Here is a 24,547-nt window from a genome sequence, read left to right as displayed (position 1 = left end):
ATATTTGTAACAATTCTGTGAACTCGGTTTACAATGAACTTAGGCTGTGCTAAACTTTAATGAGTTGTAAAATACGACAATTAGATTATTCACAACATTCAACGAGTAAGCATTGGAATGAGGAATGTATATTTATGAATAAATACGAATTAGGAATTAAGATAGACCAGATTAAGAAACTGGCAGCGAAAAAAGAATATGCAGAGGCAGCAGCCATAGCTAAGGATATTAACTGGACCAAGGTTAAGGACTGGCAGGCACTTGCCACAGCCATTAATGTACAGGAAGCAGTCGGGGATTATGAAGAAGCAAGAGATATGGCTATTCTTGCTTATAATAGAAACCTCGGAGGAAGAAAGCTTGTATATAAGCTTTCTGAATTCTTTATTAAAGTTGGAGATTTTGATAATGCCAACGAGCTTTATGAAGAATACAGCAAATCTTCACAGCATGATGTAAGCAGATTCATTCTGTATTATGACCTCAGAAAGGCACAGAAGGCATCAGATAATGAACTTGTAAGTATCTTAGAGGAATACAGAGATCATGAGATTGATGAAAAGTATATGTATGAGCTTGCAAGACTATATTATAAGACTGGAAGAAAAGAAGAATGTATTAAGATATGTGATAATATCGTTCTGTGGTTTCAGGACGGTACATATGTTGAGAAGGCAGTCCAGTTAAAGGAAAAGCTTGGTGTTGTTCTTACTAAGACACAGAAGGGTATCTTAGATGATGTCATGAAGAGAAAGAGCGATGATGAAGCTAATAAGGAAGAGCTTTTTGCAAAGCAGAAGGAGCTTGCTAATCTTAAGAGAGATGAAGTTGAAGATGTTTCCGTGAAGAAGATGAGAAAGAACAGAAAGCATCTGGTAAACAGCCTGCACCAGAGGTAAGTCTTAATGTTCCTGAATATGATAAGGAACAGGAGGAAGGACCTCTTTCAATAGACCTTGTACAGAACGACCAGAATGATGATATCAAAGCATTTTTAATGAAAGCTCTGAATAAGGATGAAGATGCTGATGATACTAAGGACAGCTCTGTTGTTATGTCTAAGATAGAGACTCCGCAGGTGGAGAAGCCAGAGGTTTCTGAGACACTTAGCAAAGATGGAGAGAAGAATTTCTCAAGCGAGATTAATAAGGCAAATGTCTCACTTAAGGAGCTTATTGAGAATGCAAAGCAGAAGTTAGCTGATAACTATGAGCAGATCAATAAAGAAGACGAAGCTGAACAGAGAAAAGAAGCTGAGGAAAGAATCAATAAGGAAGCAGAGAATATAGATATTAATGTTCCTGTACCTGAATATAACAATTTATATGATACAAGAAATCTTCAGGAAGAGCTTGCTGCCAAGATGAGTGACTTGTTCGGTGATGAGGAAGAAGATGCCGATGTTAAGACATTTGTACCAGCTTCTAAGAATAAGGAAGAACAGCCTGCAGAGGAGGTTAAGACTCCGGCGCCTGTAGCTGAACAGGTTGTTAATGATGATGCAGAAGCTCAGGAAGATGATGACCAGATTGAAGGCCAGATGGATATAACAGAGTGGATGCAGTCTGTAAGAGAAGAAAAGTATGGCAAGCAGGATACTAAGGAATTTTCCAAGTCAGAGCTTGAGCGTTATCTTGATGAGAAAGACGAGAAAAGTGCAGCTTATGAAAAGCTCGTAGAGCAGAAGAAAGCAGAAGCACTGGCTGATGGTAAGGAGATTGATAAGGAAGGAGCAAAGAGAGCAGCTCTTGCACAGATGGCAGTTGATTCAGCGAGAATGGATCTTGCAATAAGAACAGGTAAGGCTGCAGCGAGACTAGAGCAGGCAGCAACTGCTATAGAGAATGAAGATATTCCTTTAGTTACAGCACAGATACCAACTGTGTCAGAATCAATGATTTCAGATATCAATTCAATTATGAATGAAGATATTGATAATAAAGACAATAAAGAAGAAGGTGAGGAGGCTGTTGTACCAGATGAGGTAGCTGCAGGTGTTGAGCCGGAAGAAACAGTAATTCCGTTCACCAGACAGGAAGAAGAACAGCCATTGACTATGGAAGAAGAGATTGAAGAAACTGAGCAGAGAGAGAAGAAGCTTACAGGAGAACTGGCAAAGATATTCAGAAAATACAGAGATATGCCAGGACTTGAGGAACAGTTAGCTGATCTTTTCGATACAATTGACGATGAAATGCAGATGAATTCATCAGCATCAGGAAATATTCTTATTTCTGGTAATTCAAGTTCTGATAAGACAGACCTTGCAAGAACTATAATAAGAGCTATTAATACTTTATATCCAGACCAGCCAAAGAAGATTGCTAAGACATCAGGAGAGAGTATTAACCAGAGAGGTATTGCCAAGGCAATGGGAAGACTTAAGGGAACAGCTCTTATCGTTGAAGGCGCAGGAACAATCCAGCCTAAGAGAATTAATGAACTGCTTAACTGTCTTGAACAGGATACAGAAAGAATGATTGTCATATTTGAAGATTCAGATACAGACATGAATGTTCTTATCAATTTTAATCCTGAGCTTACCAAGACATTCAATCACAGAATTGTTCTTAAGCAGTACACAGTTAATGAGCTTGTTGAGATGGCGAAGAGATTCGCAAGAAAGAGACAGTATGAGGTTGATGATGATGCATTACTAGAACTGTATCTTAAGATTGACAAACTCCATAACGTGAATGATAATATTAAACTTGATGATATCAAGGAAATTATCAATCAGGCAATTGTCAATTCTGAAAAGAGAGCATCAAGAAGATTCTTTGGCGGACTTAAGAAGAAGAGAAGCGAGAATGGTGATGTTATATTCTTGACAGAGGCAGATTTTAAAGACAGATAACTTATAATATTATGCACAGATGTGCTTACACAGGGAGGAAAATATGATTAACATCGATGAAATGTCAATTAATGCAATCAGGGTATTGTCAGCAGATGCAATCCAGAAGGCTAATTCAGGACATCCTGGACTTCCACTCGGAACTGCACCAACAGCTTATGAATTATGGACTAACCATATGAATTACAATCCTGCTGATCCTAAGTGGGAGAATAGAGACAGATTCGTTCTTTCTGGCGGACATGGTTCAATGCTTCTTTACTCATTGTTCCATTTACTTGGAATTGGCAATCTTTCTTTAGATGATGTAAAGAATTTCAGACAGATGGGCTCAAAGACACCAGGACATCCAGAGTATGGTCATACAGTTGGTGTTGAAGCAACAACTGGACCTCTTGGACAGGGTATGGCTATGGCAGTAGGTATGGCTATGGCAGAAGCACATCTTGCATCAGTATTTAATAAGGATGGATACAATGTAGTAGACCATTACACATATGTACTTGGTGGAGACGGCTGTATGATGGAAGGTATTTCATCAGAGTGTTTCTCACTTGCAGGAACATTAGGCCTTTCAAAGCTTATTGTATTCTATGATTCTAACAATATATCAATTGAAGGAAGCACAGATATTGCATTTACAGAAAATGTAATGAAGAGATTTGAAGCATTTGGCTTCCAGACAATCGAGGTTGCTGATGGCAATGATATCGAAGCTATCGGCAAGGCTATTGAAGAAGCTAAGGCTGATAAGGAAAGACCTTCACTTATCAAGGTTAATACAATGATAGGATATGGCTGTCCTGCAAAGCAGGGTAAGGCAAGCGCACACGGTGAGCCTCTTGGTATTGATAATGTTGCAGCACTTAAGGAAAATCTTAACTGGCCATGCAAGGGTGATTTTGAAGTACCACAGGAAGTATATGACCATTATAAAGAGATAGCAGCAAGAATGGCTGAACCGGAAGAAGAATGGAATAGCTTTTTGCTGAATACTGTGAGAAGTTTCCTGAGATGAAGGAACTCTGGGATAAGTACTACAATGGATGTGATATGTCCGATTTATTCAATTCTGAGGAATACCTTGCAAAGCCAGAGAAGGCAGAAGCAACAAGAAGTTCAAGTGGAACAATTCTTAACATGATTAAGAATGTAATGCCTAACCTTATCGGTGGTTCGGCAGATTTAGCACCATCTAATAAGACTAATATGAAGGATGCAGGAGATTTCTCTAAGGAGAATTACGCAGGAACTAACCTTCACTTTGGTGTAAGAGAGCAGGCTATGGCAGCAATTGGTAACGGACTTGCACTTCATGGTGGATTAAGACCATTCGTTGCAACATTCTTCGTATTCAGTGATTATACAAAGCCAATGGCAAGACTTACATCACTTATGAAACTGCCACTTATATATGTATTCACACATGACAGTATCGGAGTTGGTGAGGACGGACCTACACATGAGCCAATTGAGCAGCTTGCAGCATTCCGCTCAATGCCTAACTTCACAGTATTCAGACCATGTGACAGAACAGAGACAGCACTTGCATGGGAATATGCCATTGAATCTAAGGATGAGCCAACAGCATTAGTTCTTACAAGACAGAATCTTCCACAGATGGCAGGTTCATCTAAGGAAGCACTTAAGGGTGCATATATTCTTGAGGATTCTGATAAAGAGACTCCAGATGGAATTATTATTGCAAGTGGTTCTGAAGTTAACCTGGCTGTATCTGCAAAGGCAGAGCTTAAGAATGCAGGAATAGATGTAAGAGTAGTTAGTATGCCATCTATGGATGTATTCGAGAAGCAGTCAGAGGAATACAAGGAATCAGTCCTTCCTAAGAGTGTAAGAAAGAGAGTTGCAGTTGAGGCACTTTCAGACTTCGGCTGGTACAGATATGTAGGACTTGACGGAAAGGTTATCTGCATGAAGGGCTTCGGAGCTTCAGGTCCGGCTAACCAGTTATTCGAGCATTTCGGATTCACTGTAGAGAATGTAGTTAACACTGTTAAGAGCCTTTTCTAAGATGATAGAATAATAAAGAATATTAATATAAAAAATCAGGGATTTCGGTTATTAAATATAACTGGAATCCCTGATTTCTTTATATTATAAAGAGTTGTTAATAAAATAATTTGACATATGTATACAATAGGTATAAAATCAATATGACTTTTTACAATTTAAAGGAGGGGAATTTTGTGAAAGCAATAAAAAGAATTTCAGTGCTTGTGTTGGCACTGGTGATGGTGTTTACATTGTGTATGTCATCACAGACTGCGTATGCAGCCAACAAAGTAACAATAACATTTAAGGACTCAATAGTGTATGAACAGGTGGTAAGTAATTTAAGTAATATGGATATTACTACCGATGATGACAAGATGCAGATTACTATGAATGAAGAAGATATTAAGTCTGTAAAGTCACTTAGAATAAAGGCACCATATGGTAAGTATGAGTTCATAAAAGACATATCAGGGCTTGAGAACTTTACAGGTCTTACAGAGCTGATTATCTGGGATTCATATTACAATGATGGACAAGTACCAGAAGGTACTTTTTCTGATCTGTCACCATTAAAAGGACTTACAGGACTTACAAAACTTGAAATATGTGGAACACATGCTTCAAGTGTAGATGATATTGCCGGACTCACTAATCTGACATCATTAAAAATAGAAAGTCCAAAGCATCTTGATTTATCAGCAATTGGTAATCTGACTAACCTGAAAACATTAAGTCTTGAAGCATGTGGTATAGACAATGAAGGATTTAACTACATAACTGATAAGCTTACAGGGTTGACATCATTAGAACTTGGTTATCTCAATTATGAGGGAAATGATATATCGGATATATCTTCAATTACTAAACTTACAAAGCTTCAGACATTATATTTAGATAATAATAATATTGCAGATATTACACCACTTTCAGAGTTGACAGATTTAGAATTTTTATCTATTCGTTGTAATCTGGTAACAGATATCTCTGCACTTGGAAATCTTACTAATCTTGAAACTTTATATCTTGGAAGAGATACTCTAGGGGGAGTTCCAATTAACGGAAATATCTCTGCACTTGGAAATCTTACCAAGCTTAGGAACTTATATGCAGCAGGTTGTGGCATAACAGACATAAAAGCATTAGAACCAATAGTTTCTAATCTTCAGGCACTTGATTTAACAGAAAACAGTATTACAGATTTTTCGTTACTTCAGGAAAAATATACTAATAACCAGACGTGGTTAAAAATTAATAATCAGGTATATAATCTTAAAGCCAATTCAGAGGATACAGTTGAGCTGCCTCAGATTGTATTAGATGCAATATATGATAATACATCATTTGTATATACAGAACAGCTTGAAAAGAATTTGAATTTCTCAACTGTAGTGAGATTAGATGGTTGTAAATTTTCAGAAGATGGTAAAAGTGTTATTATTGATAAGAATGTAGCAACAGCTAAAGCAGATATAGGATATCATTGTCATGGTTACAAATATTCGGCAAAAATTGTATATGATGTAACAGATGTTAGTGCGCCTGAAGTGGAAACATACTATTCTACAAAAAAATTAACAAATAAAGATGTTACGGTTACACTTGTTGCTGATGAAGATATTCAGGCTGTTGCTGGATATGATAAAGTAACTGACAGGGAATATCGTAAGGTATATACAGCCAATGCTAATGAAAGCGTAGATGTCTATGATATAGCAGGAAACAAGACAGTAGTAACAGTAGATATTTCTAATATTGACAGGACAGCACCAGAGGTTACAGCTACATACAGTACTAAAGAGCTGACTAATGGAAATGTAGAGGTAACACTTACAACCGATGAAGATGTACGGTCAATAGAAGGCTTCACAAAGGTAGATGACAGAACTTATAAGAAGACATATACATCAAATGCAAAAGAAGATGTAACAGTCTATGATATGGCAGGAAATAAGACAGTAGTAACAGTAGAGGTTACTAATATCGATAAGATTGCACCAGAAGTTACAGTTGCATACAGCACGAAAGGGCTGACTAATGGAAATGTAGAGGTAACACTCACAGCCGATGAAAATGTACAGTCAGTAGAAGGCTTCACAAAGGTAGACAACAGCACTTATAAGAAGACATATACATCAAATGCAAAAGAAGATGTAACAGTCTATGATATAGCAGGAAATAAGACAGTAGTAACAGTAGAAGTAACTAATATTGATAAGACAGCACCGGAGGTTAAAGTTACATACAGCACAAAAGAAATAACATATGATGCCGTAGAAGTAACACTTACAGCCAATGAAAATGTACAGGCAATAGAAGGCTTCACAAAGGTAGATGACAGAACATACAAGAAAACATTTGCAAAGAATACAGACATTAATGTTGATGTATTCGATATAGCTGGCAATAAGACAGTAGTTAATATCTCTATAACAAATATTACTGAAAAACCAACAGTACCAGAAGAACCAGAAACTCCTGTAACACCACCAACAGAACCGGTAACACCAGAGAGTCCTTCAGCAGTAGAAGAACCAGCAGTTGCTCCTAAGACTGGTGACAACAGCATGGCAGCAATGTATGCAATAATCGCAGGAATCAGTGGCGCAGTTGTTTTACTTTCTGCAAAAAAGAAGAAGTATAACAGATAATATGAACCAATAATTATAATAGCTTGGATATGAAACCAAAAAGTTGATTATCCAAGCTATTTTTTATATTGTCAAGTGCAGAATATGCCATATATTACCGAATGCGCCAAAAGTGAAAGTTAAGTGCAGAATATGCCATATATTACCGAATGTGCCAAAAATAAAAGTCAAGTGCAGAATGCGCCAAAAGGTGAATTGATATTGTTGGGGAAAACGATTATAATTATATATAATAATTGTGAAATTGTGGAGTACAGTTACAAAAGGGGGATTTTATGAGAAAGATTACAGCAGGGTTAATTGTTATAATGTCAGTTTTGCTTGTGTCGTGTAAGGGGAAAACGGGTAATACGATAACCGTAGGAAGTGATAAGCTTGATAATACGCAGTCATACTTTTCTGAAAGCATGCATATGGTGGCAAGATGTGATACAGGATATTATTATCTTGATAAATGTGGCGCATCAGCTGATAATCTTATGTTTTATGATGATAAGTCAGAAGAAAGCATTGTGTTATGTAATAAACCACAATGTGGGCATGATGGAGAAGAGTGCATGGCATATATTTCAGGAAGTGAGTTTAAAAGTGAGTTGTATTACTATAATTCGTACATATATATGATAAGTTCCAAGGGAAATCTTGTACGGATAAGTGCTGACGGAACACAGAGAACAGACCTTGGAAGCATATGCGTCCTGAGTGGACAGGATAGTGTGTCAATGTGCTTCAATGATGGATATGCATATGTATCTCAAGAGATAACGGGAGATATAGAAGGTAATGTAACAGTAAGGCTGTACAGATGTAATCTTGATACGGGTTCGAGCGATAAAATATATGAAGAAACGGGATATGGTATAGGAATTAATTCACTTAAAACATATGGTAGTGACACATTTTTTTTAAAGACATCTGTTTCAAAAGATGATAAGGGATTATATTCGTTGGAAGGAAAAGGAATATTCAGAATTACAGGGGAAAATACTGAATGTCTGCTTGACAAGAATGTGTATAGTTACTGTATAGATGCAGATAATAACAAGCTGTATTACAGCGGGCTTGGAGATGGAACGATATATGAATATGATCTTGGCAGCGGCAAGTCAGAAAGCATATATAAAAGTGATAATGATAAAGGATATTTTTATATAACATTTGACGGAAATTATATCTGGATGGATGATGAAGGATATAAGAGTATGGCAATGTATTTTAACAAACAGAGCAGTTCACTTGATTATACGATATATCAGTTAGGCATAGATGGAAAGCTTATAGCAAAGAGAACGATTCCAGACGAGGAAAAGATATTTTCAATTATGCATGGGGACAGCAGGAAGATGTTTATGTTCTCATCTGTGAATAATAGAATTGTATATATTGATAAGAGCAACATTGAAAAAGGGGATATTAAGGAGCTTAGGTAGATGAAGGAACTGGGGAGACTGCTTAATAGAAAAACAATATTGCTAATTCTGGCTGCGGCATGTATATGTGTCGTGGCTGTTTTTGCAGGGGACTTTTCAGACTGTGGAATAGATAATTATAAGATTAAAGTAAGAGAGTACAACTGGCTGATTAATGGGCATACAGATGAACAGATACAGGAGCATGCTGACGAACTGGCACAGGATGAAAGAAGAATATTTAAGAGACTTGCAAAGGAATACAAGGAAAAGTCTGATTATATTAATGGGTATACAGAAAGTGTCAAAGCAGTTATTACAAAAGCCTCGAATATGAAAAAATTTAGTGTGTTTGGTACATCAGAATCAATAGCAAATATCAATAAAACGGAAAATGATTATAAAAGGATTGAAAATGTACAGGTTAGGGAATTAAACAGCAGGGCAGTTGAGCAGTTTCTGAAGAATGATATTTCTATCTATATCGTTCTTGCGTTGATGATATATATTATTTATATCATTTATGAATACAGGGATAATGGAATGTGGCAGATTATCTATACTGCTGTCAATGGAAGAATGAGAATTGCAGTTAAGGACATTGCTGCAGTCGGATTGGGGGCTTTATTTGTATCACTGATTATGCAGTTATGCGGTCTTGTCTCTATGCTTATGTTGTATGGTGGCTGGGATTCCATTACAGCACCTGTACAGTGTCTGACAGGATATAATAATTTCACTTATCCGATAAGCGTAATGACATATCTTTATATAAGATATATGATTATATCTTTAATAGTTATTGCAATAGTGCTTGTTATATCACTCGTATTTGCGTTATGCAGGAAAAGAATCAGCTCAATTGTGCTGGTGGGTATAATTGCCGGAGCGGAAGCATTTGCATACCAGAATATATCAATGCAGGGCAGATTAAGAATTTTCAAGAAGATTAATATAATAAATGTGATGAATGTAAGCAATATACTCAGGAAGTATGATAATATCATGATAGCAGGTGTTCCTGTGAGCATGGTAAATGTGCTGTGCATGGTGTGTATTATTATAGCTGTAATATCAGCAATATTTCTTGCGCTACTTGGAAAGGTTATCCGTCCGGGAAGAAGTGCTGGCTTTATAGGAAAAATGATTGAAAAAATCGGACATGGAGTTCAAAGGATTTTGTCCAGACTTCCGCATTTCTGGAAAGAAATGTACAAATTTTTAATAACAGCAAGAGGCTGGATTGTAATATGTGTTGTTGTGTTTATAACAATATTTATATGTAATAACCAGAAAATAGCATATTCTGAAGATGAAAAGAAGCGTGATGAATATTATCAGCAGTATGGTGGCAGGGATTACAGTGGATTTACTAGTCTTATAGAGCAGAGACAAAATGATGTTTATGAGGCACAGGCAAAGCTGGATACTGCAAGAGAACAGTATGAGCGGGGAGAACTTAGTGAGGATGATGTAAGCAGATATGTGTACAACCTCATGGATGCTGAGAGACTGCTTGATAACATGAGCGAATATATGCAGCAGATTGAATATGTTTCACAGATAAAAGAGCAGTACGGAATAGATGCGTATGTTATGTCACAACGGGGATACGACCAGATATTTGGCAGTAAAGGAGCAACGAGAAAACTGCTTATATATATTATACTCGGATTTGGAGTTGTTCTTATTGCAGAGACTGAAAACTCAGTGGAATATAAGAACGGAATGAATATGCTTATTGGCTCGTCTAAGAAAGGGAGAAGATGGGAACATACAGTTAAGGCAGCTGCTGTATGCATATTGGTAGGGGTAAGTGCATTTTTACTGTATATAATCGAAATGATAATAATGTATAAGGCTTATGGTATGCCATATATTAATGCACCGCTTATAAGCCTTACTTATATGAATACAGCAAAGGTATTCAGGAATATAACAATAAGCCAGTATATGCTTATTCTGATGGCAGAGGAGATACTATTCGCAGTAGCAGTCGGACTTGAAACAGTATTCGCTTCAAGGCACATTTTTAAAAAGAATTCGGGGAAAGGAATACCTCTGATTATAGTTATTAATACTGCTATATTATGTATTATTATGTGAGGGGGATGTATGAGATTTAAACAGTTTGTAATAATGATGATGATTATATGTGGCTGTGTATCAGCTGGATGTAAGAATAAAGAAGTACAGGAGAGTGACAAGACAGCAAGTGACAGCAGCCGTTTAGCCAGACAGGAGGTGGAGTATCCCGAAAAAGAAGATACATATGAAGATTGGGAACAAGTGGGTGAATTCAAGATAAACAGCAGGTCTGTAGAACAGGATGTACATAACACAGATACGTCATATCTTTATATAATGGGATTTTCATGGCCAGTGCTGTATGATACAGACTCTGTAAAGTCTATAGAATACACTGCATATAATGCACGTGCACAGTTTGAAAAGAGAGATATGCAGCTTAAGGAATTTCTTGATAAAAAAGTTATTAAAACGCAAAGTAAAAAGATATCGGGAGTAGAGCAGAAAGAACTGGATTTAATATTGTATATGGAATTTCCAACAAGTACATATTCATGGTATATGAATAAACAATCATCAGATACAGTACTTAGGGAAAGAAATGACATGCTTAACGCCATACTTATAGAGGCAAAAGTTATATATAATGATGGAAAAGAGGAGACTTGTTATTATAGGGTTCAGACTGGAACAGCAGATAGTTATATGTTGTTTAAGAGAAACATGTAGTTGTAAATGAAAACTTTTAGAAATGCTTTTCGTATATATTTAGGGGAGTACATATGCAAAAAAGAATTATAATAAAAATTATATTTTGTCTGATATTGTTTATATCAGCAATAGCTGCCATAATTATAAAATTGAATTCGGATAAACCTAAAGTTGGTATATCTAGGTTTGAGCTGTATTGTAAGACGATTAATGTTGACTATGATGATAAGACATTTTCAATCAACGATAAAGAGAATATTCATAAAATAGCAGAGTATGTCAGCAATATTTACAAGAATTCAGTACCTGTTGTTGATACAGCAGAATCTTATGATATTGTGGTAGATTTTAATAATAAGATAAAAATTAAGATTTCAAATAACGAGAATAGAATGTATTTGTTTGAGGCTGAATCTGATAAATCAACATATAATTGTAAAGGTCATGCTCAAATATCTGATGGGCAGATAAAAGAACTGATAAACATGATGGAAAGTGCAAAATAAAAATATAAATGTTCATGGAATATTTACAAAAAATTATAATAAAATTTACTTGAATTATTATACGGGCAAGCATATAATAAAAGCATAGGGTTTGTTTATAATTTAACAATCAAATATTTATGTACGGAGGTTTTATTATGGTTCGATTTACTTTACCAAGAGATTTGTATCATGGAAAGGGTTCTTTGGAAGCCCTCAAGACACTTGAAGGAAAGAAAGCTATCATCTGCGTTGGTGGCGGCTCTATGAAGCGTAACGGTTTCCTTCAGAAAGCGGAGGATTACCTCAAGGAAGCAGGAATGGAAGTTAAGCTTTTTGAGGGTATCGAGTCTGATCCATCAGTTGAGACTGTTATGAAGGGCGCTGCTGTTATGACAGAGTTTGAGCCAGACTGGATTGTTGCTATCGGCGGAGGTTCTCCTATTGATGCTGCTAAGGCAATGTGGATTAAGTATGAATATCCTGATACAACATTTGAAGATATGTGCAAGGTATTCGGTCTTCCTAAGCTTCGTAAGAAAGCTCATTTCTGTGCAGTTTCATCTACATCAGGAACAGCTACAGAGGTAACAGCATTCTCAATTATTACAGATTATGAGAAAGGTATTAAGTATCCTATAGCAGATTTCGAGATTACTCCTGATGTTGCTATTGTTGATCCTGAGCTTGCAGAGACTATGCCGGTTAAGCTTGTAGCACATACAGGTATGGACGCCATGACACATGCAATTGAGGCTTATGTATCAACTGCTAACTGTGATTACACAGATCCACTGGCACTTCATGCTATGGAGATGATTCAGGCTAATCTCGTTAAATCATACAACGGAGATATGGCAGCAAGAGATTCAATGCACAACGCACAATGTCTTGCAGGTATGGCATTCTCTAATGCATTACTTGGTATCGTTCATTCAATGGCACATAAGACAGGTGCAGCATTTGAAGGCGGACATATTATCCATGGTGCAGCTAATGCTATGTATCTTCCTAAGGTTATCAAGTTCAATGCCAAGGATGAGACAGCAGCTAAGAGATATGCATTTATAGCTGATTTCTTACATCTTGGTGGCAATACACAGGATGAGAAGATTGACAATCTTATCGCTATGTTAAGAAAGATGAATGATGACCTTAATATTCCTCACTGCATCAAGAATTATGGTGAGGGTGGTCTCCCAGCAGAGACAGGATTTGTATCAGAGGAAGAATTCAAGGCTAAGTTACACGACATCGCAGCCAATGCTATCCTTGATGCATGTACAGGTTCTAATCCACGTCAGCCAAGTCAGGAAGAGATGGAGAAGCTTCTTACATGCTGCTACTATGATACAGAAGTTGACTTCTAATAATTACATATAAGAATAAATGTTAAGCCTTCTGGTAATAATACGGTTGTATTAATTATCAGGAGGCTTTTTATTATGGCATTGAATGAAAAAGAAAAGACTACGATTAAGGATTTACAGACTCAGGAGCAGACCTGTATCAAGAAGTACAAGAAGTATGGACAGGATGCTAAAGATCCTGTGTTAAAGGAGCTGTTCTCTACATTAGAAAAGAATGAGCAGAAGCATTATGACACATTAGGACAGATTCTTGAGGGAAAAGTTCCTGAATGTGACTGCAACGACTGTGAGGGAAAAGAGTATGAGCCTGAGGCAACATATGATGTGATGAGTAAGTCAGAGGATAAGGAAAGTGATGCATTTTTAGCAACAGACAGTATTGGCTCTGAAAAACTTGTATCAGGAGAGTATAATACTAACGTGTTTAATTTTGCTGATACAGCCATCAGAAAGATTCTTGCTGATATCCAGATTGAGGAGCAGAATCATGCAGAAATGCTTTATAAATATAAGACTGTTAATGGAATGGATTAAATTGTAAGCTGAATGTAATATTTGTATGTTATAATCCTTTATGTGTAAGAAATTTTTACACATAAAGGATTTTTTTAAATTTTTTAAACCTTTTTAAAAGTTGTTCCGTATATATCAATGAAAGAACAAAAGATAATTGTTTTTAGTATGTAATACATAGTAACCGGGGGTGAGTAGATGGGGTTGCTGTCTAAAGGTCAGGATGTCGAACTGATAAAAAGAATCCTTGATAATAATGACAGAAAAGCGGCAGATGAACTAGTAAGCCGTTATTACAAATGTGTATATAAGCACATTTATATTAAACTTAAAGATGAAGAGACAGGGATGGATATCACGCAGGAAACATTTATTGCGGCATTAAAAGGGTTGGGGACCTTTAATGATGCAAAAGCTTCATTTAAGACATGGCTTACAAGAATTGCTGACAACAAGGTCACAGATTATTTCAGGAGCAGGCAGTATCATGAGAGTATTGTTACCCAGATTATGGATGATACTGTACCTGAAACAGCAGATGAAAGAGCAGGCACGGAGACAAGTGTGCTTGACAAGCTTTCATATGAAGAGATGGAAAAGATGTATGGTCATCATAAGAATTGTGAATGGGAGACATTCAGACTGAAAGTGTACGAGGGATATACTTTTGGGGAAATCAGTGCCAGTCAGGGGGTTGAACTTAGTACAGTAAAGAGCAGATATTATTCAATGCTTAAACGAGTCAGAAAGGAGTGGGATTATCTTGAGTAAAGTAAAATATCCAGATAGGGAAAAGATTAGAAAACAGATAGACATTATTTTGGATAAGTCAGATTTGTTTAAAGATTCACAGGATAAGACTATACATGAAAGTAATAAAATAGTAGAATTAAAGCCAGTAAGAGAAAAAATTCCGGTTATGCGTGTGATACAGTTTGTAGTTACGGCTGCGGCAATTGTAATATTTGTTGTTGCAGTTAAGAATTACAGTGTTGTCAATAAAAAAACATCAGGCACAAAAAGCCAGATTCCGCTTGCTACAGGGAGTGCAGATGGACCAGATGCTGAATATACAAGGGAAGCAGGAAGTTCTGATGCAGGTAACGAGGTTGATACCACTTCGCAGATGATATATGGTGATATAGCAGGTATTAATATCTCGAAGATTACAAGTAATTACTATAGTCAAAATACTGATTCCTATTCTTATCAGCAGAGAGTTGATAATGTTTTGTGTGATAATGGAACAAAATTTCAGATTGATTTTCCATGTCAGATTAAAAAGGATGGAAAGTCAGTTGAAGGGGCAGATGAGATTGTAGTTACGTTATTAAATAAGAGTCTTATACAATATATTAATGCAACTGATGTGGAACGGAAAGATATAGTTTATGTGAGATGTGAATTATCAGGAGATACTGTCACTGTTTATATTGATGAAGGTAAATATGATTACACATGTATAATACAGGAATAAAATAAGCTTTTGGGGGACTACATGAACGACAATAATTATTACTTAAAGAAATCTAAAGCTGTTTTAAGGGAAGTAAGAAAATCAGTTATAGGAAAAGATGATGTCATATGCAAGGTGTATATGGCAATAATTGTGGGAGGACATGTTCTGTTAGATGATATTCCTGGAGTTGGAAAAACAACAATGGCACATGCATTTGCTAATGCATTAGGACTTAAATGCAACAGAGTACAGTTTACACCGGATGTAATGCCATCAGATATAACAGGATTTTCAATGTATAACAGACAGACAGGAAAATTTGAATTCAAGCAGGGGGCAGCTATGTGCAACCTGCTTCTTGCTGATGAAATAAACAGAACATCACCAAAGACACAATCTGCATTGTTACAGATAATGGAGGAGTACAGAGTGACTGTTGATGGCGAAACATATGATCTTCCGGAACCATTTATGGTTATTGCAACCCAGAATCCGATAGGTTCAATAGGTACACAGAAACTACCAGAATCACAGATGGACAGATTCATGGTAAAACTTTCTATGGGATATCCTTCAGTTGATGATGAAATTACAATTATGAAAAGCAGGTCTGAGAATGATAAAAGAAAGATATTGTCAGAGTGTGTACTTGATAATGGCGATATTCAGGCAATTAAGGAAGCAGTATCTGATATATATGTAGATGATTCAATTTATGAATATGTTGCTAATATTGTAGACAAGACAAGGCATAGAGAAAATATAATACAGGGTGTATCGCCAAGAGGAAGCATTTCGATTATTTCTATGGCTAAAGCAGAGGCATTTCTAAGAGGTAATGAATATGTTCTGCCATCAGATATTAAGAATATAGCCGTTGAGACACTTGCGCACAGACTTATTACTAATGTTGCCGGGGCAGCAGGTAATGAAGCAGCCAAGAAGGAAATAACAGATATATTAAGAATGATACCTGTACCAAAGATGCAGGAGAAATAAAGGATAATAATTATATGAAAAGAAGAAGGATATTATACATTTTCTGTCTTCTGATAGTATTTGGTGTTAATATATTTTATGTTGAATATCAGATTTTTATAATGCTTGTGTTAATGCTGGTGATTCCTGCATGTTCATGGTTTATATATTTATATCTGCATTGGGAATGGGAATAAGCATGCAGATTAAGAATAATGTTGTGGTAAAAGGCAGTAAAGTACATCTAAGACTGATTAAAAAGAATAAGTATAATCTTGCATTTGTAAATGGGCAGATTCATATGAAATATATGTACTATCACACAGGTGATGAATTTAGTTATACGGTTGATATAAAATCAGGTCTGGGAAAGTCAGCCGGAGTAATAGATATTCCGGTGGACTACTGCGGTTATATATATTTGTGGGTCGAGTCTATTGATATGTGTGACTATCTGGGGCTTTTTCATAAGAGGAAAAAATATACAGGTTTAAGCAAGGTTTATATTGTTCCGGAATATGCACAGGTGGATATAATACAGACTGATGGTGGATATAGCGCAGATATGGATGATGGATTGCTGTATTTGAAATCTGTGGGTGACGAAGTCTCTGAACTCAGGGAATACAGGGAAGGAGACAGCCCGCGTTATATTCATTGGAAAAAGAGCAGTATATTGGCTGAGAATGACTTTATTATAAAGGAATATGATAATAATATTTACAAAACTGTATTTTTGGTTGTTGATACATTAGAGACAGGTAAAGACAAAAGACTAAGTGTTATGAGCCGGATATATCAGGATGCGTATTCACAGGGGATTGATTATCTTGAACAGGGAATAATGTGTGAGTATGTTGGCTGGGATAATTCTGCTGGAAATATTGTAAGGTATAATTTTTATGACAATGAAACCTGCATGAAAGCACTTATGGGCATTATGAATTTAAAATGTAGTGTCAGTGCGGCATATAAAGCGTGTCAGAAATTATATGATCTTGATGGAATTGAACTTTCATCAGAACCAATAATTATTACATACAAGGATAACAAATAACTGCAGAGGATATAGATGAAAAAAGCATGGAATATAGACTGGAATAATTTAATATTACGCATAATTGTGACATATCTTGGAACAAGAGGAACAGCTTCTGTCCTGACTAATATTACAGATAAATATGCAGGGCTGGGACTTATTGTTGTAATGTCAGCCATTTTTTCTGTGCTGTATACTATTTTGTTTTCATATTATGGCAAGCATAGCCGGATTATTAAAATATGCGGAAGTGTTGGTGTAATAGCGTTATATTCTGTTGTTAATTTAAGTAATATAACAGATGGATTTAAAAATATAGTTAATCTGTTTATGCTGAGTATGTCATCAGATCCAGAGTATGAGTATAGTGTAGTTGGAAACGGTGGGATAGTAGCGGCAGTTATATTAGTAACTATGATAATGGCTGTCTTAGCAGCGTGGGAAGTGAATATACGCCCTAATATGCTGTTTGCACTTATTATAATACTGCCATTGCAAGGTATATTTATTGCAGCAGCTTTAGTGCCGGATTTAATAAGTGTAATAGCATGCGTGTTGTTTACATTTGATTCAATGGCACTTGGAAAAAGAACAAAACATAATAATGCCAGATTTATGATTATATTATCTTTTATTGCTACATTTGTTTTGATTTTTGCTTATCCGCAGACGAATTATAAAAGAATTGCTTTTTTTGAAGAAACAAGAGTTATGGTAAATGATATGGCATATAACATATTGGGAATAGATCTTGATGGAAATTCAGGTACGGATGATGATGAGACGCAGAGGCAGGAGGCTTCTGTTGGTGTAGGAACAGGAAAAGTCGGTCAGGTTGATGAATTATATTATAATGATAAAGTTGTTGGACAGTATACTACTATCGCCAATGGGAACATACAATATATAAGTCTGTTTAAGGCGAGGAATTTTGCAGATAATAACTGGGAAAGATGGCTTGATACAAGAGAAAGAGATTATTCTTATGAATCGGCAGCATTTGAATTTGCCAATGCACTTATAAAACAGAAAAGCATTTCTCTGAATGAAGATGAGCTGCAGTTAGCCAAAAGATTTAAAATGTATTCACCATCTTTTACAGATAATTATGGATCACATCCGCAATTTGATGGTCCGTATAAGTTTTATATAAAAAATGGGAATCTGTCAGCATATCAGGAAATGGGAGAACTGATGAAAAAGTATAGGACGAATGATGTATTTCAATCGTATGACAATTTTGTGAAACAGTCCTATCTTGATGTGCCGGCTGAGGACAGAATGGTTGTAGAGGATTTATTTGGAAAGAGAGAGTTTTCTGACATGACTGATAAGATTGATTATATTAATTATGTTGTCAGTTATCTCAGAAAAAATTATAAATACACCATGAAACCGGGTAAAGTTCCGGAGGGAAGAAGTGTTGTTGATTATTTCCTTAAAGATAATAAAAAAGGATATTGTACGTATTTTGCAACATCAGCTGCAATTATTTTAAGAAGTGCCGGGATTCCAACAAGGTATTGTGCAGGATATGTAGTTGATACCAGATTATTGGGTGGTGCTGATGAAGAAACATATCAGACATTTGAAGTGTCAGATAATTCGGCACATGCATGGGTAGAGGTATATATTGACGGATATGGCTGGAGTGTGGTTGATCCGACTCCGGGATATGGAGAAGAGTATGGTGCTGAAGAAGCTTCAACAAATAGCGTGACGGTGGAATCAGACAGGCAGATGGAAACAGATATTAGTGAAACAGAACGGGAAACAGTGGATTCATCAATATATGGAAATGTACAGGAAACTACAATAGATAAAAAGAATATTCCGATTAAATTTCCGCAAAATGGAGCGATGCATGCAGCATTTATAATAACAGCGGCTGTTATGAGTGCAATTATTATATTAATCATAATATGTATCAGCAGAATAGTTTCAAGGCACAGACTTCTGTATGCTGCTGATAGTGAAAAACTGATTAATATGTATGAGTATCTTGAGAAGCTTCTTGAGTTTTCCGGCTTTAAAAGAGATGCAGATATGGATTATCAGGATTATATATATGATATTGTTGCATCTGAAAAAGAATTACAGGGAATTGGACTTGAGAAAGCAGTGCAGATAATCCTTGCGGTTAGATTTGGCAATGTAAAATGTGTTGACAAAGCTGATATAACTGGGATAATAAGTACTATAAGACAAGTGCGAAGCTATGCACTTAAGAAAGCCAGAGGATTAAGAAAGCTTATAGTATGTTTAATTTAGAAGAAGAGCTTAAGAAACTCCCGGCAAAACCGGGAGTTTATATTATGCATGATAAGTGGGACAACATAATATATATAGGTAAGGCGAAGATTTTAAAGAATCGTGTAAGACAGTATTTCCAGAGCAGCAGGAATAAGTCTGCCAAGATTGTGCAGATGGTGTCGCATATTCAGTACTTTGAGTATATTATCACGGATTCTGAACTTGAGGCGCTTGTTTTGGAGTGTAATCTTATCAAGGAGCACAGACCTAAGTATAATACCATGCTAAAGGATGACAAGAGCTATCCTTTTATTAAGATTACCGTTGGTGAAGAGTATCCAAGGGTACTTTTTGCAAGAAAAATGAAGCATGGAGCGGGTAAGTATTTCGGTCCTTATACTTCTGCGGCAGCAGTCAAGGATACTATTGAACTTCTATGCAAGTTGTATAAGGTAAGAACATGTAACAGAAATCTGCCTAAAGATGAAGGTAAGGACAGGCCATGCCTTAATTACCATATCGGACAGTGCGATGCACCGTGTCAGGGATATGTAAGCGGTGAGGAATACAGAAGAAGAATTGATGAGGTTACAGCTTTCTTAAACGGTGATTACAAGAAGATTATGGACAGGCTCACAACGCAGATGCAGGAAGCGTCTGAGAAGATGGAATACGAGGAAGCTGCCAGATACAGAGACCTGTTGATGAGTGTTAAGCAGGTTGCACAGAAGCAGAAGATTACAGCAGATGATGTTAATGACAGAGATGTAATTGCCTGTGCAAGTGATGGTCAGGATGCAGTTGTGCAGGTGTTCTTTATCAGGCAGGGTAAGCTTCTTGGAAGAGATCATTTTCATATGAAGGTTGCTGAAGGTGACTCTAAGAGCGACATAATTTCGGAATTTATGAAACAGTATTACGGCGGAACTCCATTTATACCTAATATTATTATGGTGCAGTACGAGATAGAGGATGCGGATACAATAGCACAGTGGCTTAGTGCAAGAAAGAGTCGCAAGGTAAGTATTGTCACACCTAAGAAGGGCGACAAGGAAAAGATGGTTGAGCTTGCATATAAGAATGCCCAGCTTGTTCTTACACAGGATGCGGAGAAGATTAAGCGTGAGGAGAGCAGGACAACAGGAGCTATGAAAGAGATTGCCGGCTGGCTTGGACTTGGGACACTTCACAGAGCAGAGGCTTACGATATATCTAATACAAATGGCGTTGAAAGTGTTGGTTCAATGGTTGTTTTCGAGGATGGAAAACCAAAGAAGAACGATTATCGCAAGTTCAGGATAAGAACAGTAAAGGGACCGGATGATTATAAGAGCATGCGTGAGGTTCTGACAAGACGTTTTACAAGGGGTATGCGTGAGCGGGAAGGACTTGAGGATAGTCACGGATTTTCGAGATATCCAGACCTTATTATGATGGATGGCGGACGCGGTCAGGTGAATATTGCACTTGATGTACTTAAGGAACTGGGACTTAATATTCCTGTGTGCGGTATGGTAAAGGATGATACCCACAGCACAAGAGGTCTGTATTATAACAATATTGAGATACCGATAGATAAGCACAGCGAGGGCTTTAAGCTGATTACAAGAGTGCAGGATGAGGCACACAGATTTGCAATAACTTATCACAGAAGCTTAAGAGATAAGGCACAGGTATCTTCTGTACTTGATTCGATTGAAGGAATCGGACCTGTAAGAAGAAAGGCACTTATGAAGCATTTTCTTGATATAGAAAAGATACGGCAGGCATCAGTGGATGAGCTTATGAAGGCTGATGGTATTACTGAAAATGTGGCAGAGAATATATACAAATTCTTTCATTGATAATACTTTTATAATAGCATTTATAGCTTGTCTGTGATAAACTTAGGATATATGAAATCGTAAACATGAGTTTGGAGGCAGAGAATATATGAATAATGGTAAAGAGAGGGTAAAGTTATCTAAAGTTATCCAGAAAATGAATCTTGTTAATCTTACACCACAGATAGATGTGTCCGGAATCTGGCTTAATCTGCCTGATGTGAACAGACCGGCTTTGCAGCTTACAGGTTTTTATGACCAGTTTGATAATGACAGATTACAGATTATTGGTAATGTGGAGCATGCTTATCTTGAGAGTCTTTCTGAGCAGGAGAGATATGAAAGATATATGCAGCTTTTGTCAAGTAATATTCCATGTATTATATTCTGCAGGAATATAAAGCCAGAGCCTAAGATTATTGAACTTGCGGTTAAGTATCAGATACCTCTTCTTATGACAGACCAGGCAACATCTTCATTTACAGCAGAAGTAATACGCTGGCTGAAGGTCCAGCTTGCACCATGTATCGTAATCCATGGTGTTTTAGTTGATGTATATGGTGTAGGTGTACTTATCACAGGTGAGTCTGGTATTGGTAAGAGCGAGGCTGCGCTTGAACTTATAAAGAGAGGGCACCGTCTTGTAACTGACGATGCGGTTGAAATCAGAAAGGTCAGTGACGAGACTCTGGTTGGAAGCGCACCGGGAGTTACTAAGTATTTTATAGAGCTCAGAGGCATTGGTATTATTGATGTCAAGACACTTTTCGGTGTTGAAAGTGTTAAGGAAACTCAGGAAATTGATATGGTTATCAAGCTTGAGGACTGGAACAAGGACAGAGAGTATGACCGCCTTGGACTTGAGGAAGAATACATAGAATATCTTGGCAATAAGGTTGTGTGCCATACGCTTCCGGTAAGACCCGGACGTAATCTTGCTGTAATTGTTGAGTCAGCAGCGGTCAACCACAGACAGAAGATGATGGGATATAATGCAGCAAAGGAATTATACAGAAGAGTACAGGAAAATCTTATGAGAGGCGGGGAGGATGACGATGAGTAAGATTATATTTGGAATTGATGTTGGAGGAACAACCTGCAAATGTGGTACATTTTCTGAAGAAGGTGAGCTGTTAAGAAAGGAAGAGATTCCTACAAGAAAGGATGAGGGTGGAAGCTTGATTCTGCCTGATATAAGTGAGTATATCAAGGGCGTTCTTGCAGATATGAATATGACAACAGGGGATGTGGCAGGAATCGGAATGGGACTTCCTGGTGCCTGTCTTGAAGATGGAACTGTCAACAAATGTATTAACTTAGGCTGGGGAGTATTTAATGCAGCCAATGTATTGTCTGAGCTTACAGGTATTCCTGTTAAGATTGGTAATGATGCCAATATGGCAGCACTCGGAGAATTCTGGGTAGGCGGTGGAAGCGAATATAACAGCATGGTCATGGTGACGATTGGAACCGGTGTAGGCGGTGGAGTTATTATTGATGGAAAGCCTCTTTATGGATTTAACGGTGCAGCAGGTGAGATAGGACATCTTCCACTTGTTGAAGATGAGACAGAGAGCTGTAACTGTGGAAAGAAGGGCTGTCTTGAGCAGGTTGCTTCTGCAACTGGAATTGTAAGAACAGCTAACCGTATGCTTGCAGAAAGTGATATGCCTTCATCTTTAAGAAGTGTGCCATACATATCGGCAAAGGTTATATTTGACGAGGCTAAGGGAGGAGATGCCCTTGCTATACAGGTAACAGAGTATGTATGCAGATATCTTGGAAAAGGACTCGCATGTGCAGCAGGAATGGTTGACCCTGAGGTATTTGTAATTGGTGGCGGAGTTTCTGCCGCAGGGGAATATTTTATCAATCTTATTGATAAGTATTATAAGGAATGTGTGTTCCATGCGAGCAGACAGACTAAGATAGTTAAGGCTGCACTTGGCAATGATGCAGGAATGTATGGAGCAGCAAAGCTTATTCTTGGAAATTAGTTAGTATTAAGGATAGTGAGATTATATGGATAATAAAATGTTATCAGAAGCATTAATATCAATGCTTGGTGCCAGGAATGTAAGAACAGGTGAACTAATGAAGACACATACTACATTCAGAATCGGAGGTGCTGCAGATTATTATGTAACACCACAGGCAGAAAAGCAGATAGCAGATGTTATCGCATTTTTGAAAAAATCGGACATTAAATATATTGTTATTGGAAATGGCAGTAATATTCTTGTGAGTGATGAAGGCTTCAGGGGAGTTGTAGTTGAGCTTGGCGATGGTTTTTCAGATTATGAGTTTCTGCAGGATTCACAGGATAATTCAGATGAAGTGCTTGTCAAAGCAAGTGCAGGTATGAAGCTTACAAGACTTGGCAACCAGCTTGCTGCTAATGGAATTGCTGGATTTGAATTTGCAACAGGTATTCCGGGTTGCATAGGTGGTGCTGTAAGAATGAATGCAGGTGCTTATGGCGGGGAGTTCAAGGATATTCTTGTCAGTGCAAAGGTTATTGATGATGAAGGTGTTATCAGGGAGCTTTCAGCAGATGAACTTGAGCTTGGATACAGAACAAGTATTGTAGCGAAAAGCAATATGATTGTTCTTGAAGCAACTTTGAAATTAAGAAAAGGTGAACCGGATATAATAAGAAATAATATCTCAGAGCTGGCAGCTAAGAGAAGGCAGAAGCAGCCACTTGAGTATCCTAGTGCCGGAAGCACATTTAAAAGACCGGAAGGATATTTTGCAGCAAAGCTATTGAGGATGCAGGTCTTAAGGGTTGTGCAAGAGGTGGCGCACAGGTATCGGAGAAGCATGCCGGATTCGTTGTCAATAAGGGCGATGCAACTGCGAAGGATGTATGCGAGCTTACGGATTATATTAAGAGTGAAGTTATGGAAAAGTTCGGTGTCGGGCTGGAACTGGAAGTTGTAAAGGTTGGATTCTAAG

17 protein-coding genes and 2 pseudogenes are annotated in these 24,547 nt (G+C 37.2%); all 19 read left to right on the top strand.

From position 1 onward, the window contains the following. Nucleotides 1-134: 134 nt before the first annotated feature. Entirely contained in the window at nucleotides 135-899 is a 765-nt protein-coding gene (locus DW963_RS09600) for a hypothetical protein (protein WP_117915376.1), read from the top strand. Between the two features lie 98 nt (nucleotides 900-997). After that, entirely contained in the window at nucleotides 998-2,857 is a 1,860-nt protein-coding gene (locus DW963_RS09595) for a hypothetical protein (protein ID WP_117915375.1), read from the top strand. A gap of 43 nt (nucleotides 2,858-2,900) precedes the next feature. Next, nucleotides 2,901-4,888, top strand: a pseudogene (gene tkt / locus DW963_RS09590) (transketolase). Between the two features lie 176 nt (nucleotides 4,889-5,064). After that, the gene (locus DW963_RS09585) at nucleotides 5,065-7,521 is read left to right on the top strand and encodes a leucine-rich repeat domain-containing protein (protein WP_158568688.1); all 2,457 of its coding nucleotides are present in this window, start codon (nucleotides 5,065-5,067) and stop codon (nucleotides 7,519-7,521) included. A 275-nt stretch (nucleotides 7,522-7,796) separates the two neighbouring features. Further along, nucleotides 7,797-8,951 carry a hypothetical protein gene (locus tag DW963_RS09580; RefSeq protein ID WP_117915371.1) on the top strand — a complete coding sequence of 385 codons (1,155 nt, stop codon included), beginning with the start codon at nucleotides 7,797-7,799 and terminating at the stop codon, nucleotides 8,949-8,951. Next, entirely contained in the window at nucleotides 8,952-11,036 is a 2,085-nt protein-coding gene (locus tag DW963_RS09575; protein WP_117915369.1) for a hypothetical protein, read from the top strand. 9 nt (nucleotides 11,037-11,045) lie between these two features. Next, nucleotides 11,046-11,687 carry a hypothetical protein gene (locus DW963_RS09570; RefSeq protein ID WP_117915367.1) on the top strand — a complete coding sequence of 214 codons (642 nt, stop codon included), beginning with the start codon at nucleotides 11,046-11,048 and terminating at the stop codon, nucleotides 11,685-11,687. Between the two features lie 53 nt (nucleotides 11,688-11,740). Then, the gene (locus tag DW963_RS09565) at nucleotides 11,741-12,175 is read left to right on the top strand and encodes a hypothetical protein (protein WP_117915365.1); all 435 of its coding nucleotides are present in this window, start codon (nucleotides 11,741-11,743) and stop codon (nucleotides 12,173-12,175) included. A 137-nt stretch (nucleotides 12,176-12,312) separates the two neighbouring features. Then, nucleotides 12,313-13,524, top strand: a complete 1,212-nt coding sequence (locus DW963_RS09560) for an iron-containing alcohol dehydrogenase (protein ID WP_117915363.1) — start codon at nucleotides 12,313-12,315, stop codon at nucleotides 13,522-13,524. A 75-nt stretch (nucleotides 13,525-13,599) separates the two neighbouring features. After that, nucleotides 13,600-14,058, top strand: a complete 459-nt coding sequence (locus DW963_RS09555; RefSeq protein WP_117915361.1) for a ferritin-like domain-containing protein — start codon at nucleotides 13,600-13,602, stop codon at nucleotides 14,056-14,058. Nucleotides 14,059-14,235: 177 nt separating this feature from the next. Then, entirely contained in the window at nucleotides 14,236-14,808 is a 573-nt protein-coding gene (locus DW963_RS09550; protein WP_117915359.1) for an RNA polymerase sigma factor, read from the top strand. After that, the gene (locus DW963_RS09545; RefSeq protein ID WP_117915358.1) at nucleotides 14,801-15,514 is read left to right on the top strand and encodes a hypothetical protein; all 714 of its coding nucleotides are present in this window, start codon (nucleotides 14,801-14,803) and stop codon (nucleotides 15,512-15,514) included. Before DW963_RS09550 ends, DW963_RS09545 begins: the two co-directional genes overlap by 8 nt. 21 nt (nucleotides 15,515-15,535) lie before the next feature. Further along, a complete protein-coding gene (locus DW963_RS09540) occupies nucleotides 15,536-16,495 on the top strand; it encodes an AAA family ATPase (protein WP_117915356.1) in 960 nt (319 codons plus the stop codon). 130 nt (nucleotides 16,496-16,625) lie between these two features. After that, nucleotides 16,626-17,531, top strand: a complete 906-nt coding sequence (locus tag DW963_RS09535) for a DUF58 domain-containing protein (RefSeq protein ID WP_117915354.1) — start codon at nucleotides 16,626-16,628, stop codon at nucleotides 17,529-17,531. 15 nt (nucleotides 17,532-17,546) lie between these two features. Continuing rightward, entirely contained in the window at nucleotides 17,547-19,784 is a 2,238-nt protein-coding gene (locus DW963_RS09530) for a transglutaminase-like domain-containing protein (RefSeq protein WP_117915352.1), read from the top strand. Then, entirely contained in the window at nucleotides 19,772-21,610 is a 1,839-nt protein-coding gene (gene uvrC / locus DW963_RS09525) for an excinuclease ABC subunit UvrC (protein ID WP_117915350.1), read from the top strand. Before DW963_RS09530 ends, uvrC begins: the two co-directional genes overlap by 13 nt. An 88-nt stretch (nucleotides 21,611-21,698) precedes the next feature. Further along, nucleotides 21,699-22,652 (top strand): HPr(Ser) kinase/phosphatase, encoded by a 954-nt coding sequence (gene hprK / locus DW963_RS09520; RefSeq protein ID WP_117915348.1) that lies wholly within the window; start codon nucleotides 21,699-21,701, stop codon nucleotides 22,650-22,652. Next, a complete protein-coding gene (locus DW963_RS09515) occupies nucleotides 22,645-23,586 on the top strand; it encodes an ROK family glucokinase (protein ID WP_117915346.1) in 942 nt (313 codons plus the stop codon). Before hprK ends, DW963_RS09515 begins: the two co-directional genes overlap by 8 nt. Before the next feature lie 25 nt (nucleotides 23,587-23,611). Next, nucleotides 23,612-24,546: pseudogene (gene murB / locus DW963_RS09510) on the top strand (UDP-N-acetylmuramate dehydrogenase). Nucleotide 24,547: the final 1 nt, after the last annotated feature.

Origin of the sequence: Eubacterium sp. AM46-8 (assembly GCF_003466705.1) — a bacterium.
GTDB lineage: Bacteria > Bacillota > Clostridia > Lachnospirales > Lachnospiraceae > Lachnospira.
This window is presented reverse-complemented; position numbering and strand designations above follow the sequence as displayed.